The organism is Mesorhizobium sp. WSM4848, assembly GCF_055811375.1.
The window spans coordinates 128266-142289 of the sequence record NZ_JBVVPX010000008.1; the positions used below are offsets into that span (position 1 = coordinate 128266).

The window sequence follows — 14024 nt, forward strand, 5'->3', positions numbered from 1 at the left end:
ATGTGAAAATGGTGCCCTTCTAGAATCATCCGCTGGATCGAATTCGGCCGATCTGCCGCACTCGCCCATAACATAAGTAAGAAAGTTTCCGGCAGCAGGTGTCGGCGTACTTGCTTTCAGTCAATTGTTGTTCTTCTAATGGAGCATGCCCGCTAATTCGTAAAATTGATTAGTTGAATGCCATACATCCAGGCTATGGATCTTTTGCACACGCTCTGATGGCATTCGGCGAGATTGCCGACTGCTTGCCGTCACCGTAAGTTTTTGCCCTCCCACAAAACGTCGAGCCAAAGGCGCCCGCCACGCGCGTTCGCCATAAGACTTCATCACGCTGCATCTGGCTTCCAGTTCGAATGCACGGCTTTGAAGTAGGCGCGGTGGTTGCGCGCCGCGACACTGGCGTCGCGTCGCGTTCTGTTGATCCGCACGAGTGCGGTCTCGACTTCGGCGACCGCGTCCAGCACAGCTGATTTGTAGGCGGCCACCGCCACCTTATATGCGGCTGCCGCGCTGCCCACTGCCGCCCGGCGCGAGCCACCGTCAAAAAGCGGGATCGAGACGGCCGGGCCGAAGGACCAGGGCAGAGAGGTTCCCATCAGCGATGAACTGTCGATCTTGACCGAGCCGCCGAGGCTGAGGCTCGGATAGAGATCGGCTTTTGCCCGCCGATCTCGGCGAGCGATGCAGCGACGTCGAACTCAAGGGCGTCGATGTCGGGGCGCTGCCGTAAGGCGTCGGCAGGCACAGCGGATAGCTTGAGGGTCCTCGGCGTGGGTAACCCGTGCTTGCCCATCGCCAGAATATCGCGGACGTGAGGCTCATCACCGCCGATAAGGCGGGCGAGCGACTTGACGAGAATCTCGCATTCGGCACGCTGGGCGGCCCGTGCCGAGGCCGAGGTAGCAGCACTCGCCCGGCCCAACGCAAGGCCGGCGCTCGACTTAAAGCCGGAGGTTGCGGCCATCTCCATTGCCCGGATCGTCTCGCGCTGCGAGGCTCTCTCGGCCGCGAGATCGAGCTCTGGCCGGCCCTTAGTTGATCCCGACTACCGCCCCAACAGCGTCGACCATCTCTTCGAGCGGTCCTGGGGTCTCGCGATTCCGCTACCGAGGCGCAGCAGCTCGGAGGACCGGTTTACCGGCTGGGCTGCCGCGCCGGCGGCGGCATCGTTCACATGAGGAGTTTCTTGGCGCGCCTGGCGCCCATCGGCAAGGAATAGCGCGAGGCAAGCCGTCGGTGGATGCGCGCCTGCCAAGACCGTACCAGACCAAAAACTCCGCCGTGCGGAGGCGCTCGATGCGCTGGATTCGGTGCTGCCATTCGACCGGCGCGATTATCGAGCGAAAATCCTCACCGCGACGATAGCGCCACACTGCGCCATCTCGCCAAAGAAGGCATCGGCGAGAATTCCCTGCGCGCCCTCGCCTCAGATCTCGGTTACCTCGAACCATGATCTCTGGCTGCGGCGGGCTCATCCCTGCCGGCCGATGCCGGAGGTACATCTTCATCGCCCATCACCTGTGGGATCGCAAAGCGTGAGATCGACGTTTCGCACGGTCGGAAGACGAGACCGCGGCGTTGAGGTCGGCCAAACTGTTTCGTGTCGATGGACCGCACGCGCCGAACACCGTACGCCGGCGTCTGTCCAACTGGTCGACGCTGACCAAATGGCGCGCTCCCGCCGGGACGCGCGCGACGCGGGCCAATCGTGTGCCCTCGTCCGACGAGAGGCGATGTACCGCCTTGCGCCGCTCATAGATCGCCTTGGGGATCAGCCGATATTTGAACTGAGCATCGCCAGGCGCCAGAAGACGCGCAACGCGCTCAAGTGCGCCAATGGGAAGTCCATCCTCGATCAGGGAGATCAGCCCGAAAGGCGACCGCGCCGCCACCTCTTTGACGGGCAGCCCCAACACGTCGGCGACATATCCGAGCGCTAGCATATCGCTCTCCATTCGATTGCATCCGAGTTGAATCCGGACTTCGATCCTGGCGTGGCATGAGATGATGGGCGAGAGATGATGACACTGAAGGAGCCGGGGGAGCTTACGGCGTCAATTTCTATCTCTGCGCCTATGTCTGATGACAGAAGTCTCCATGTTCTTGAGGCTGCTCCGAACCGACTGGACCGACGATGACGTCGGCACCCTCGACATGATCCGGCAGACCGGCAAGTCCAAGAGCTGCATATGGCGTTGGCAGAGCGCTTCGCCGCCGAAGGCGTTAAGGGCTGTTGCGACAAGACGCGGCCCTCGCGTATTGCGGCTCTCGGGCCCGAAGCCCTGCCGAGTGCGGTTCTGATACGCCGTGAGAGGAATCGGATGACGTGCCAGAATTGTGAAATATATTGCGGAAATATGTAATTTTAGAAATCTCAGTAACAAATAAAATTAACATTCTTTTCACTTGAATTTTGGGGTTTGTTATTCAATTAATTAGGGCGCCCGAACCCGGCAAGATCAAGAGGGTTAGTCGAAATCCAATTTTTCTGGTGCTTGTTGAGGGATGAGACGCTACGCATTCGCGCGAAGCTGCAATGATTTTGTAGCTTTATTACATAATGGTTCTTTATGGAGTTGTTTGCATGCGCGTAGAAAACGATCATTGCGATGTGATCGGTGTGTCGGTCGCTCCCACGCAACTTAATAGTCTGTCTGCTGCGATTCTGCAGCAGGGGGGATGGCGCGAGTGTCGCTGCCAGGCAATGTGGTGACCTGGGCGGCAGGCCGTCCCCAGACGCTCAGGCGGATGTTTTCCGACCAGCGTTTCAACAGGGACTGGCGACAGTGGCGGGCGCTGCAGGACGGCGAGTTTCCCGAGGATCATCCGCTGATCGGGATGTGCAAAGTGGACAACATGGTCACGGCGCATGGCGCCGATCACCGGCGCTTGCGCGGCCTGCTGTCCAGGAGCTTCGCGCCCAATCGTATCGCCTTGCTGGCGCCACGGATCGAACAATGCGTCGATCGACTCCTGGCCGAGATGGCGCAGCGCGGCGGCAGTGCCGATCTGATGTGCGAGTTCGCCGTTCCGCTGCCCACCAACGTGATCGCCGAACTGTTCGGTTTGCCGGACGAACAGCGCGAGGAGATCGTCGCGCTCACCTACAGCCGGGCCAACACCTCCGCCACAGCCGCAGAGGTGCGACAGACGCGGCAGCGCATCCCGGAGTTCTTCCGTCGCCTGATCGCGCTCAAGCGGGGCCAGCTCGGCGACGATCTGGCTTCGGCCCTGATCGTCGCGCGCGACAACGGCGAGCTCGTTTCCGACAGCGAGCTCATCGACATGCTGTTCATGGTGCTCTCTGCGGGCTTCGTGACCACCACCGGCGTCATCGACAATGGCGTGCTGGCATTGCTGACGCATCCGCAGCAACTGCACCTGGTGCGCAGCGGCCAAGTTCCGTGGTCACAGGCGATCGAGGAGATCCTGCGCTGGGGCAGCGCAGTGGCCAATCTGCCGTTCCGCTATGCCACCCAGGACGTGGAGATCGACGGATGCATGGTCCGCGGCGGCGACGCCGTCCTGATGGCGTTCCATGCGGCGAACCGGGACGAAAGGCCTTCGGTCCCGGCGCCGACAGGTTCGATGTCACCCGGCGGCACAACCCGCACCTCTCGTTCGGCGAGGGGCCGCATTCCTGCCTGGTCGCTGAGCTGGCGCGCCTGGAATTGCGCTGCGCCTTCCCCGCGCTGTTCGGGCGGCTGGAGGATCTGGCGCTTACCATCGCCGCGGAGGACGTCGTCTACATGCCGTCTTACGTCATTCGCTGCCCGCAGCGTCTGCCGGTCACCTTCCGCCCGTCCATCGCTTAGAGAGTGAAGTGCCACCATGTCCGAACAACCCCTGCCGAAGCTGCCGATGTGGCGCGTCGATCACATCGAGCCCTCGCCCGAGATGTTGGCGCTATGCGCCAATGGTCCGATCCACCGCGTGCGGTTCCCGTCCGGGCACGAAGGCTGGTGGGTGACAGGCTACGACGAGGCCAAGGCGGTACTGTCCGACGCGGCATTCCGGCCCGCGGGAATGCCGCCGGCGGCATTCACCCCGGATTCGGTGATTCTCGGTTCGCCGGGGTGGCTGGTCTCGCACGAGGGGGGCGAGCATGCCCGGTTACGCACGATCGTGGCGCCGGCTTTCAGCAACCGCAGGGTGAAGCTGCTCGCGCAGCAGGTCGAGGCGATCGCCGCGCAGTTGTTCGAGACGCTGGCGGCCCAGCCCCAGCCCGCCGACCTGCGGCGCCACCTCTCCTTTCCGCTTCCAGCCATGGTCACCAGCGCGCTGATGGGCGTGCTCTACGAGGATCACGCCTTTTTCGCCGGGCTGTCCGACAAGGTGATGACACACCAGCATGAAAGCGGCCCGCGCACCGCGTCGCGCCTGGCCTGGGAAGAACTGCGCGCCTACATTCGCGGCAAGATGCGGGACAAGCGCCAGGATCCGGGCGACAACCTGCTGACGGATCTGCTCGCAGCGGTCGACCAAGGCAAGGCAACCGAGGAAGAGGCGATCGGCCTGGCGGCGGGCATACTGGTGGCGGGGCACGAGAGCACTGTCGCGCAGATCGAATTCGGCCTGCTGGCCATTTTCCGCCATCCGCAACAGCGCAAACGTCTGGTCGGCGATCCGTCCCTGGTGGACAAGGCGGTGGAGGAAATCCTGCGCATGTACCCGCCGGGCGCGGGCTGGGACGGCGTCATGCGCTATCCGAGGATCGACGTGACCATCGCGGGCGTGCATATTCCCGCGGAGAGCAAGGTGCTTGTAGGCCTGCCGGCGACGTCGTTCGATCCGCGCCATTTCGACGACCCGGAAATCTTCGACATCGGACGCGACGAAAACCCGCACCTGGCGTTCTCCTACGGGCCGCACAACTGCGTCGGGGCGGCGCTGGCCCGGCTGGAACTCAAGGTGGTGTTCGGTTCGATCTTCCGGCGCTTTCCCGCGCTACGCCTGGCCGTGGCGCCCGAAGAACTGAAGTTGCGCAAGGAGATCATCACGGGCGGGTTCGACGAGTTCCCGGTGCTCTGGTGATGCGCGGACGCCGCCGGGGATCGCGATCTTCTCCGCAATTTGCCGGCGCGCCTGGCGCGCGCCGGTCTGATCAGGCAGCCAACAGGTAACCAGGATGGACGTGCAAGAAACCACAGCAGCATGCCGGGACGCCTTCGCCGAACTGGCGTCGCCAGCGTGCATCCACGACCCGTATCCGTTCATGCGGTGGTTGCGCGAGCACGATCCGGTGCATCGCGCGGCGTCGGGCCTCTTTCTGTTGAGCCGCCACGTCGACATTTACTGGGCGCTCAAGGCCACGGGCGATGCGTTTCGGGGACCGGCGCCGGGCGAACTGGCGCGCTATTTCCCGCGTGCGGCGACCAGCCTGTCACTCAATCTGCTGGCATCCACGCTAGCGATGAAGGACCCCCCGACGCATACGCGTCTGCGCCGGCTGATCTCGCGCGATTTCACCATGCGCCAGATCGACGACCTGCGGCCGAGCATCGCGCGCATCGTCGCAGCGCGCCTGGACGGCATGGCGCCCGCGCTGGAGCGCGGGGAGGCGGTGGACCTGCATCGGGAATTCGCGCTGGCCTTGCCCATGCTGGTCTTCGCCGAACTGTTCGGCATGCCCCAGGACGACGTGTTCGGGCTCGCCGCCGGCATCGGCACCATTCTGGAAGGCCTGAGTCCGCACGCCAGCGATCCCCAGCTCGCCGCCTCGGACGAGGCCAGCGCCAAGGTGCAGGCCTACTTCGGCGACCTCATACAGCGCAGGCGCACCGATCCCCGCCACGACATCGTGTCGATGCTGGTCGGCGCACACGACGACGATACCGACACGCTGTCGGATGCGGAGTTGATCAGCATGCTGTGGGGCATGCTGCTGGGCGGCTTCGCCACCACTGCTGCGAGCATCGACCATGCGGTCCTGGCGATGCTGGCGTATCCCGAACAGCGACACTGGCTGCAGGGGGACGCCGTGGGGGTGAAGGCATTCGTGGAAGAAGTCCTGCGCTGGGATGCGCCCGCCATGTTCAGCTCCATTCCGCGTATCGCCCAGCGCGACATTGAACTGGGCGGCGTGGTGATTCCGAAGAACGCGGACGTGCGCGTGCTGATCGCGGCCGGCAATCGCGACCCGGACGCCTTCGCGGATCCCGACCGCTTCGATCCCGCGCGGTTCTACGGCACCAGTCCTGGCATGTCGAGCGACGGGAAGATCATGCTGAGCTTCGGCCACGGCATCCACTTCTGCCTCGGTGCGCAACTGGCCCGGGTGCAGTTGGCCGAGAGCCTGCCGCGGATCCACGCGCGCTTCCCAACGCTGGCATTGGCCGAGCAGCCGACCCGGGAGCCCTCCGCGTTCCTTAGGACGTTCCGCGCGCTGCCGGTGCGGCTGCATGCGCAGGGGGGCTGAGATGCGCGTCGTGGTCGACCAGGATCTGTGCGGAACCACCGGGCAGTGCGTGCTGACGCTGCCGGGCACCTTTCGCCAGCGCGAACCGGACGGCGTGGCCGAAGTGTGTGTGGCGACGGTCCCGCAGGCGCTGCACGCCGCCGTGCGGCTCGCGGCCAGCCAGTGCCCGGTCGCCGCCATTCGGGTCATTGAAACCGACGCTGGCGATGACGAGCGCGCCAGCGCCGACCCTACGCCTTTTCCGGCGGAGGCCGAGCGGCTTGCCGCGGAAGACCACCGCAATCCAGGAGGACACGATGGGACGGTTTGAAGGCAAGGTGGCCGTTGTGACCGGCGCCGGCGCCGGCATTGGCAAGGCATGCGCCCTCGCCATCGCGCGCGAGGGCGGCAGAGTGGTGGTGGCCGACATTGATGGCTCGGCGGCCATCGCCTGCACCGTGCAGATCGCGGCCGAAGCGCGCCACGCGCTGGCACTGGCCATGGACATCTCCGATGCGCAGGCGGTGGCAGCGCTGTTCGAGACGGCGGAGCGGCACTTCGGTGGGGTCGACCTGCTGGTGAACAACGCGAGCGCCATGCATCTGACCCCGCGCGACAGGGCGATCCTCGACCTGGACCTGGCGGTCTGGGATCAGACCATGGCGACCAATCTGCGCGGCACGCTGCTCTGCTGCCGGCAGGCGATCCCACGGATGATCGCCCGCGGCGGTGGCGCCATCGTCAACATGTCGTCGTGCCAGGGGCTCAGCGGTGACACCGCGCAGACGTCCTACGCCGCGTCGAAGGCGGCGATGAACATGCTGTCGGCCTCGCTCGCCACCCAGTACGGTCACGCGCAGATCCGCTGCAACGCGGTTGCGCCGGGTCTCATCATGACCGAGCGTCTCCTCGCCAAGCTGGACGAGTGCATGCAACGGCATCTGCGCCGGCACCAGCTCCTGCCGCGCGTCGGCCGCCCCGAGGACGTGGCCGCGCTGGTGGCGTTCCTGCTCTCCGACGATGCTGCGTTCATCACCGGCCAGGTCGTGTGCATTGACGGCGGCATGCTCGCGCATGTGCCGACCTACGCCGACGGTGGCAACAGCCGCACCGCGCGGCCTGCCGGTGCCGAAGCGGCCGCGGCACCGCGCTGCTGATGGACATGCTGCTCAACCCGCTGAACCGTCGGCACCGGCTGCGGTACGACATCCCGGTCGTGCCCGGCGCTTTCCCTCTGGTCGGGCATCTTCCCGCCATCGTCTGCGACCTGCCGCGCCTGCTGCGGCGCGCGGAACGGACGCTGGGCAGCCACTTCTGGCTTGATTTCGGCCCTGCCGGACACCTGATGACCTGCGTGGATCCAGACGCGTTCGCACTACTCCGGCACAAGGACGTGTCCTCGGCGCTGATCGAAGAGATCGCGCCCGAATTGCTTGGCGGAACGTTGGTCGCCCAGGACGGCGTCGCGCACCGGCAGGCGCGCGATGCGATCAAGGCGGCGTTCCTGCCCAAGGGGCTGACCCAGGCCGGCATCGGCGACCTGTTCGCGCCCATCATCCTGGCGCGGGTTCAGGCGTGGCGCGACCGCGGCGACGTAACCATCCTGCGCGAAACCGGCGATCTGACGCTCAAGCTCATCTTCAGCCTCATGGGAATCCCCGCGAACGACCTGCCGGGATGGCATCGCAAGTACCGGCAACTGCTGCAGTTGATCGTCGCGCCCCCGATCGACCTGCCCGGACTGCCCTTGCGGCGCGGCCGCGCCGCCCGCGACTGGATCGACGTGCAGTTGCACCAGTTCGTCCGCGACGCGCGCGCGCATGCCGCGCGAACGGGGTTGATCAACGACATGGTGAGCGCCTTCGATCGCAGCGATGATGCGCTCTCCGATGACGTCCTGGTCGCCAATATCCGCCTGCTGCTGCTTGGCGGTCACGACACCACCGCCTCGACGATGGCCTGGATGGTGATCGAGCTGGCGCGGCAGCCTGTGCTGTGGGACGCCCTGGTCGAGGAGGCGCAACGCGTGGGCGCGGTGCCGACCCGACACGCGGACCTGGCGCAGTGTCCGGTCGCCGAGGCGCTGTTCCGCGAGACGCTGCGCGTGCATCCGGCGACTACGCTCCTGCCGCGTCGCGCGCTGCAGGAATTGCAACTCGGCCAACGGCGCATTCCCGCCGGCACCCATCTGTGCATCCCGCTGCTGCATTTCTCGACCTCGGCGCTGCTGCACGAGGCGCCTGATCAGTTCCGCCTGGCGCGGTGGCTGCAACGCACGGAGCCGATTCGGCCGGTGGACATGCTGCAGTTCGGTACCGGGCCACACGTCTGCATCGGCTACCACCTGGTATGGCTGGAACTGGTGCAGTTCTCCATCGCCTTGGCGCTGACCATGCACAAGGCCGGGGTGCGGCCGCGGTTGCTGAGCGGCGTCGAAAAAGGCCGGCGCTATTACCCGACCGCACATCCGTCCATGACAATCCGCATCGGATTCTCATGAGCTGGCATCGCACGCCCCGTGTGGCGAGGCAGCGGCGCCGACGCGCGGCATTGCTGCACTCGGCGCGCTCGCTCGGTGCGACGCCAGCAACACCGCGGCGGCTCGCCGCTCGCCGTGGCGGTCTCCTGTCAGGTACAAGGACATGAACGACATGCAGACCGGTTCCACGCTACACGACGACCGAACTGGCGTTTCCTCGCTCGGCGGATTGGGCGCGCAGGCGCGCGGCGCGTCCGGCAGGCTGCTGCCGGAGATCTGGATGCAGGACGGTGCAAAGCGGGTCGAACAGGCGCTGGCGCGTCTTCTCTGCGCCGAAGACGACGGTGAGACCGAGCTGATGACGGCGATGCGCTATGCCACCTTGCATGGCGGGAAGCGCACCCGCGCCTTGCTCTGTCTGGCTGCCGGCGCACTGGCCGACACGCCGGCGCACATGCTCGACGACGTCGGCGCCGCCATCGAGATGATGCACGCCTGTACCCTGGTCCACGACGACCTGCCCGCGATGGACGATGACGTGCTTCGCCGCGGCCTTCCGACCGTGCACGTCAAGTTCGGCGAAGCCACTGCGATCCTGGTCGGCGATGCGCTGCAGGCGCACGCCTTCCTGACCCTGGCGAGCCTGGATGCGCCGGGCCACAACCGTATCGCGCTCGTGCGCGAACTGGCGCAGGCGGTGTCCGCCGAGGGTGCCGCAGGCGGGCAGGCCATGGATCTGTCGCTGGTCGGAAAGCACGTCGAGCTGGACAGGATCGTGGCGATGCACCGGATGAAGAGCGGAGCGCTAGTGCGCGCGTCCGTTCGCATGGGCGCGCTAGGCGCCATCTCGGAGGATGCCGCGCACGCTGCGCTGTACTGTGCGCTCGATCGCTACAGCGCCTGTTTCGGCCTGGCGCTGCAGGTGGTCGACGACATTCTCGACGCGACAGTCGATACCGCGACGCTGGGCAAGACCGCCGGCAAGGACGCGGCGGCGCAGAAGCCGACCTGCGCGTCGATCATGGGGCTGCAGGCAGCGCGCCAGTTCGCGCTGGATCTGTTGCGCGACGCCGGGGAGGCCATCGCCCCGCTGGGGCCGCGTGCGGAACGATTGGCGCAGATGCTGCAGCGGGCCAACGCGTATCTGTTCAAGCACGCGCCCTGCGCATGAGCGCGCCCGTCCGCATGGAGCCGCCCTGTGCCGCTGCGATCGGCTGGCGGCAGCGGTGCATGCTGCACTGTGTTCCGAGGCGGCGGCGCCGATCGCAGCGGTTGCCCAGCACGGCCGCGGCGCACGCGGCGCCTGCGCGCAAGCCTATGCGGCGGACCGGCGCCGGCATCGGGGCGCGTCGCCGCGCCGGAGCAGGGCGGCCGTCCGGCGCTGCCGTGCGCCGGGCCGCAACCGGCCTGTGGCGACGAGCGCGGCCTCTGCTTGTCCTGGTTCTCGTCGACCGTCTGCAGAAGGAACATCCCGCGTGAACGCGCTGTCCGAACAGATCCTTTACGAATTGCGCCACCTGCTGAGCGAGATGAGCGACGGCGGCAGCGTCGGTCCGTCCGTCTACGACACGGCGCGAGCTCTGCAGTTCCACGGCACCGTCACCGGTCGGCAGGACGCATACGCGTGGCTCCTCGCGCAGCAACAGGCCGATGGCGGATGGGGAAGCGCGGACTTCCCGCTGTTCCGCCATGCGCCCACGTGGGCGGCGTTGATCGCATTGCAGCGTGCCGATCCTCTTCCCGGCGCTGCCGACGCAGTCCAGGCTGCAACCCGGTTCCTCGAGCGCCAGCCCGATCCCTACGCGCAAGCGGTGCCGGAAGACGCGCCGATCGGCGCGGAGCTGATCCTGCCGCAGTTGTGCGTCGAGGCCGCATCCTTGCTCGGCGGCGTGGCGTTTCCGCGCCACCCGGCGCTGTTGCCATTGCGGCAAGCGTGCCTGGTCAAGCTAGGGGCGGTGGCGACCTTGCCAAGCGGCCATCCGTTGCTGCACTCCTGGGAAGCCTGGGGGACGTCGCCGACCACCGCATGCCCGGATGACGACGGCAGCATCGGCATCAGTCCGGCGGCCACCGCCGCGTGGCGTGCGCACGCCGTGACACGGGGGAGCATGTCGCAGGTCGGGCGCGCCGACGCGTATCTGCAGGCGGCATCGCGTGCGACGCGTAGCGGCATCGAAGGTGTCGTTCCCAACGTCTGGCCGATTAATGTGTTCGAGCCATGCTGGTCGCTGTACACCCTGCATCTGGCCGGGCTGTTCGCGCATCCCGCGCTCGCCGAGGCGGTGCGCGTGATCGTCGCGCAGCTCGACGCCCACCTGGACGTGCGCGGTCTGGGCCCGGCCTTGCACTTCGCGGCCGATGCGGACGACACCGCCGTTGCGTTGTGCGTCCTGCGCCTTGCAGGCCGCGACCCGGCGGTCGATGCGTTGCGTCATTTCGAAATCGACGAGCTCTTCGTCACCTTCCCCGGCGAGCGCAATGCCTCGGTGTCGACCAACATCCATGCCCTGCATGCGTTGCGACTGTTGGGAAACCCCGCCGCCCGGACCAGCGCCTACGTCGAGGCCAATCGCAACCCGCACGGTTTGTGGGACAACGAAAAATGGCACGTTTCTTGGCTGTATCCCACCGCGCATGCGGTCGCTGCGCTGGCGCAAGGCAAGCCCCAGTGGCGCGACGAGCGCGCGCTGGCGGCGCTGCTGCAGGCGCAGCGCGACGACGGCGGCTGGGGCGCCGGTCGCGCGTCCACATTCGAGGAAACCGCCTATGCGCTGTTCGCGTTGCACGTGATGGACGGGACCGAAGAGCCGGCAGGGCGCCGGCGCATCGCGCAGGCGGTGGCGCGTGCGCTGGAGTGGATGCTCGCCCGCCATGCGGCGCATACATTGCCGCAGACGCCGCTGTGGATCGGCAAGGAACTGTATTGCCCCACCCGGGTCGTGCGCGTGGCCGAACTCGCCGGGTTGTGGCTGGCGCTTGGTTGGGGGCGGCGCGTCCTGGCCCAGGGAGCAGGAGCGGCGCCATGATCCAGACCGAACGCGCGCTGCAGCAGGTGCTGGAGTGGGGGCGTTCCCTGAGCGGGTTCGCCGACGAGCATGCGGTGGAAGCGGTCAGGGGCGGCCAGTACATCCTGCAGCGCATCCACCCGAGCCTGCGTGACACCAGCGCCCGCACCGGCCGCGATCCACAGGACGAAACGCTGATCGTGGCGTTCTATCGCGAACTGGCGCTGCTGTTCTGGCTCGACGATTGCAACGACCTTGGCCTGATCGCGCCGGAGCAGCTCGCCGCGGTGGAGCAGGCGCTGGCGCAGGGCGTGCCGTGCGCGCTCCCCGGGTTCGAGGGCTGCGCTGTGCTGCGCGCTTCGCTGGCCGCGCTCGCCTACGATCGTCGCGACTATGCTCGGCTTCTCGAAGATACCCGGTGCTACTGCGCGGCGCTGCGCGCCGGACACGCGCAGGCGGCAGGGGCGGAACGCTGGTCCTACGCCGAGTACCTGCACAACGGCATCGATTCGATCGCCTACACGAACGTGTTCTGTTGCCTGTCGTTGCTGTGGGGCCTGGACATGGCGGCGTTGCGCGCGCGTCCGGCGTTTCGCCAGGCCCTGCGGCTCATCTCCGCGATAGGGCGCCTGCAGAACGATCTGCATGGACGCGACGAGGACAGGTCGGCCGGCGAGGCCGACAACGCGGCGATCCTGCTGCTGCAGCGCTATCCGGCTATGCCTGTGGTGGAGTTCCTCAACGAGGAGCTGGCCGGCCATACGCGCATGCTGCACCGGGTGATGGGGGAAGAACGCTTTCCCGCGCCGTGGGGACTGTTGATCGAGGCCATGGCGGCCATCCGCGCGCAGTACTATCAGACCTCGACCAGCCGCTACCGCAGGGACGCTGCGGGGCGAGGCTAGCGTGCGCCGGCCTGAACGCGCGGGAGGCGGCTGCGTGCGCGCGCGGCCGTCGGTCCGATCCGACGCAACGCCGTCGCCCGATGCGACAGATGGAGCGAGCATGAGCGACACCGCCCTGAGCCGGCGCAAGGACGACCATCTGGACATCGTACTGGATCGGCGAACGGCGCCGGCCACGGTCGCCGCCGGCTGGGAATACATCCGTTTCGAACACTGCGCATTGCCCGAGTTGGACCTGACGCAGATCGACCTGCGGGCCTCGCTGCTGGGCAAGACCATGCGCGCGCCGCTGCTGATCAGCTCCATGACCGGCGGCATGCCACGCGCCGCGGCCGTCAACCGGCATCTGAGCGAGGCAGCGCAAGCCTTGGGGATCGCCATGTGCGTTGGTTCGCAGCGCGTGAGCCTGCAATCCCGCAACTCCCAGGGGCTGACGCGCGCGCTGCGCCGCCTGGCTCCAGACATCCCGTTGCTGGCCAATATCGGCGGCGCGCAACTGCGCGAGGCCGACGGCCTGGACCTGGCGCACCGGGCGGTGGATGCGCTGGAGGCCGATGGACTCATCGTTCATCTCAATCCGCTGCAGGAAGCGGTACAGCCGGAGGGCGACCGCGACTGGCGCGGCGTCCTGGCGCAGGTCGCTCGCGCCGCGCGCAGCCTGGGCGTGCCGATTGTAGCCAAGGAAGTGGGGGCGGGCCTGTCCGCCTCGGTGGCCTGTGCGCTCGTCGAGGCGGGCGTAGCGGTGATCGATGTCGCCGGCGCCGGCGGCACCAGTTGGGCCGCGGTGGAGGGCGAGCGCGCCCGCGATGCCGCCGACCGTGCAGTGGCGATGGCGTTCGCCGATTGGGGGATTCCGACCCCGGACAGCGTGCAGGCGGTACGTCGGGCGCTGCCAACGGTGAAGCTGATCGCGTCGGGCGGGATCCGCGACGGCGTCGACGTGGCCAAGGCCATCCGCCTGGGCGCGGACATCGCCGGGCAGGCGGCCGGCGTGCTGCACGCGGCGACGGTGTCCACCGAGGCGGTTGTCGCGCATTTCGAGATCGTCATCCGCCAGTTGGCCGTCGCCTGCTTCTGCACCGGCTCGGCTGATCTGGCGGCGTTGCGTCAGGCGCGCTTGTTGCCCTCGGCGCATCTGCCCGCCGGTTGATGCCGGCGTGGCCCGCACGTGGCGGCGGGCGCCTAGCCGGCTGCTGAAATGCCTACGCCAAACATAGACTACTGATCCACCTTGGCGA

Annotated in this window: 13 protein-coding genes; 10 read left to right on the forward strand and 3 right to left on the reverse strand. The window is 67.0% G+C overall.

The genetic code is table 11. The annotated features are described in order from the left end of the window. Window positions 1–326 precede the first annotated feature (326 nt). The 3 genes from AC0L16_RS10765 to AC0L16_RS10775 form a co-directional block, all read right to left on the reverse strand. The gene (locus AC0L16_RS10765; protein WP_473620693.1) at window positions 327–683 is read right to left on the reverse strand and encodes a TolC family protein; all 357 of its coding nucleotides are present in this window, start codon (window positions 681–683) and stop codon (window positions 327–329) included. Then, a complete protein-coding gene (locus tag AC0L16_RS10770) occupies window positions 596–970 on the reverse strand; it encodes a hypothetical protein (RefSeq protein ID WP_473620658.1) in 375 nt (124 codons plus the stop codon). Before AC0L16_RS10770 ends, AC0L16_RS10765 begins: the two co-directional genes overlap by 88 nt. 544 nt (window positions 971–1514) lie before the next feature. Beyond that, window positions 1515–1943: an antitoxin Xre-like helix-turn-helix domain-containing protein gene (locus tag AC0L16_RS10775; protein ID WP_473620659.1), complete on the reverse strand. Its 429-nt coding sequence runs from the start codon at window positions 1941–1943 to the stop codon at window positions 1515–1517. Between the two features lie 745 nt (window positions 1944–2688). Here AC0L16_RS10775 and AC0L16_RS10780 point away from each other — a divergent pair. From AC0L16_RS10780 to fni, 10 genes are all read left to right on the forward strand, one after another. Then, window positions 2689–3822 (forward strand): cytochrome P450 family protein, encoded by a 1134-nt coding sequence (locus AC0L16_RS10780; RefSeq protein WP_473620661.1) that lies wholly within the window; start codon window positions 2689–2691, stop codon window positions 3820–3822. 9 nt (window positions 3823–3831) lie between these two features. Next, window positions 3832–5034, forward strand: a complete 1203-nt coding sequence (locus tag AC0L16_RS10785) for a cytochrome P450 (protein WP_473525044.1) — start codon at window positions 3832–3834, stop codon at window positions 5032–5034. A gap of 94 nt (window positions 5035–5128) precedes the next feature. Next, entirely contained in the window at window positions 5129–6418 is a 1290-nt protein-coding gene (locus AC0L16_RS10790) for a cytochrome P450 (protein ID WP_473620662.1), read from the forward strand. Between the two features lies 1 nt (window position 6419). Then, window positions 6420–6728 carry a ferredoxin gene (locus AC0L16_RS10795; RefSeq protein WP_473620694.1) on the forward strand — a complete coding sequence of 103 codons (309 nt, stop codon included), beginning with the start codon at window positions 6420–6422 and terminating at the stop codon, window positions 6726–6728. Beyond that, window positions 6715–7554, forward strand: a complete 840-nt coding sequence (locus tag AC0L16_RS10800) for an SDR family oxidoreductase (RefSeq protein WP_473620663.1) — start codon at window positions 6715–6717, stop codon at window positions 7552–7554. Before AC0L16_RS10795 ends, AC0L16_RS10800 begins: the two co-directional genes overlap by 14 nt. Then, the gene (locus tag AC0L16_RS10805; RefSeq protein ID WP_473498262.1) at window positions 7554–8897 is read left to right on the forward strand and encodes a cytochrome P450; all 1344 of its coding nucleotides are present in this window, start codon (window positions 7554–7556) and stop codon (window positions 8895–8897) included. Before AC0L16_RS10800 ends, AC0L16_RS10805 begins: the two co-directional genes overlap by 1 nt. Window positions 8898–9048: 151 nt before the next feature. Next, window positions 9049–10047, forward strand: coding sequence for a polyprenyl synthetase family protein (locus tag AC0L16_RS10810; protein ID WP_473498283.1), 999 nt, complete (start codon window positions 9049–9051; stop codon window positions 10045–10047). A 304-nt stretch (window positions 10048–10351) separates the two neighbouring features. Next, entirely contained in the window at window positions 10352–11902 is a 1551-nt protein-coding gene (locus AC0L16_RS10815) for a hypothetical protein (RefSeq protein ID WP_473498264.1), read from the forward strand. After that, window positions 11899–12786 carry a terpene synthase family protein gene (locus AC0L16_RS10820; RefSeq protein ID WP_473498266.1) on the forward strand — a complete coding sequence of 296 codons (888 nt, stop codon included), beginning with the start codon at window positions 11899–11901 and terminating at the stop codon, window positions 12784–12786. The genes AC0L16_RS10815 and AC0L16_RS10820 overlap by 4 nt, the downstream gene beginning before the upstream one ends. Window positions 12787–12886: 100 nt before the next feature. Beyond that, window positions 12887–13936 (forward strand): type 2 isopentenyl-diphosphate Delta-isomerase, encoded by a 1050-nt coding sequence (gene fni, locus AC0L16_RS10825; RefSeq protein ID WP_473498268.1) that lies wholly within the window; start codon window positions 12887–12889, stop codon window positions 13934–13936. Window positions 13937–14024 lie beyond the last annotated feature (88 nt).

What these genes read in the sequence shown, in the direction of transcription:
- AC0L16_RS10770 (WP_473620658.1), bottom strand. Translation starts at nt 970, where the DNA reads ATGGAGATGGCCGCAACCTCCGGCTTTAAGTCGAGCGCCGGCCTTGCG.
- AC0L16_RS10775 (WP_473620659.1), bottom strand. Translation starts at nt 1,943, where the DNA reads ATGCTAGCGCTCGGATATGTCGCCGACGTGTTGGGGCTGCCCGTCAAA.
- AC0L16_RS10785 (WP_473525044.1), top strand. Translation starts at nt 3,832, where the DNA reads ATGTCCGAACAACCCCTGCCGAAGCTGCCGATGTGGCGCGTCGATCAC.
- AC0L16_RS10790 (WP_473620662.1), top strand. Translation starts at nt 5,129, where the DNA reads ATGGACGTGCAAGAAACCACAGCAGCATGCCGGGACGCCTTCGCCGAA.
- AC0L16_RS10795 (WP_473620694.1), top strand. Translation starts at nt 6,420, where the DNA reads ATGCGCGTCGTGGTCGACCAGGATCTGTGCGGAACCACCGGGCAGTGC.
- AC0L16_RS10800 (WP_473620663.1), top strand. Translation starts at nt 6,715, where the DNA reads ATGGGACGGTTTGAAGGCAAGGTGGCCGTTGTGACCGGCGCCGGCGCC.
- AC0L16_RS10805 (WP_473498262.1), top strand. Translation starts at nt 7,554, where the DNA reads ATGGACATGCTGCTCAACCCGCTGAACCGTCGGCACCGGCTGCGGTAC.
- AC0L16_RS10810 (WP_473498283.1), top strand. Translation starts at nt 9,049, where the DNA reads ATGCAGACCGGTTCCACGCTACACGACGACCGAACTGGCGTTTCCTCG.
- AC0L16_RS10820 (WP_473498266.1), top strand. Translation starts at nt 11,899, where the DNA reads ATGATCCAGACCGAACGCGCGCTGCAGCAGGTGCTGGAGTGGGGGCGT.
- fni (WP_473498268.1), top strand. Translation starts at nt 12,887, where the DNA reads ATGAGCGACACCGCCCTGAGCCGGCGCAAGGACGACCATCTGGACATC.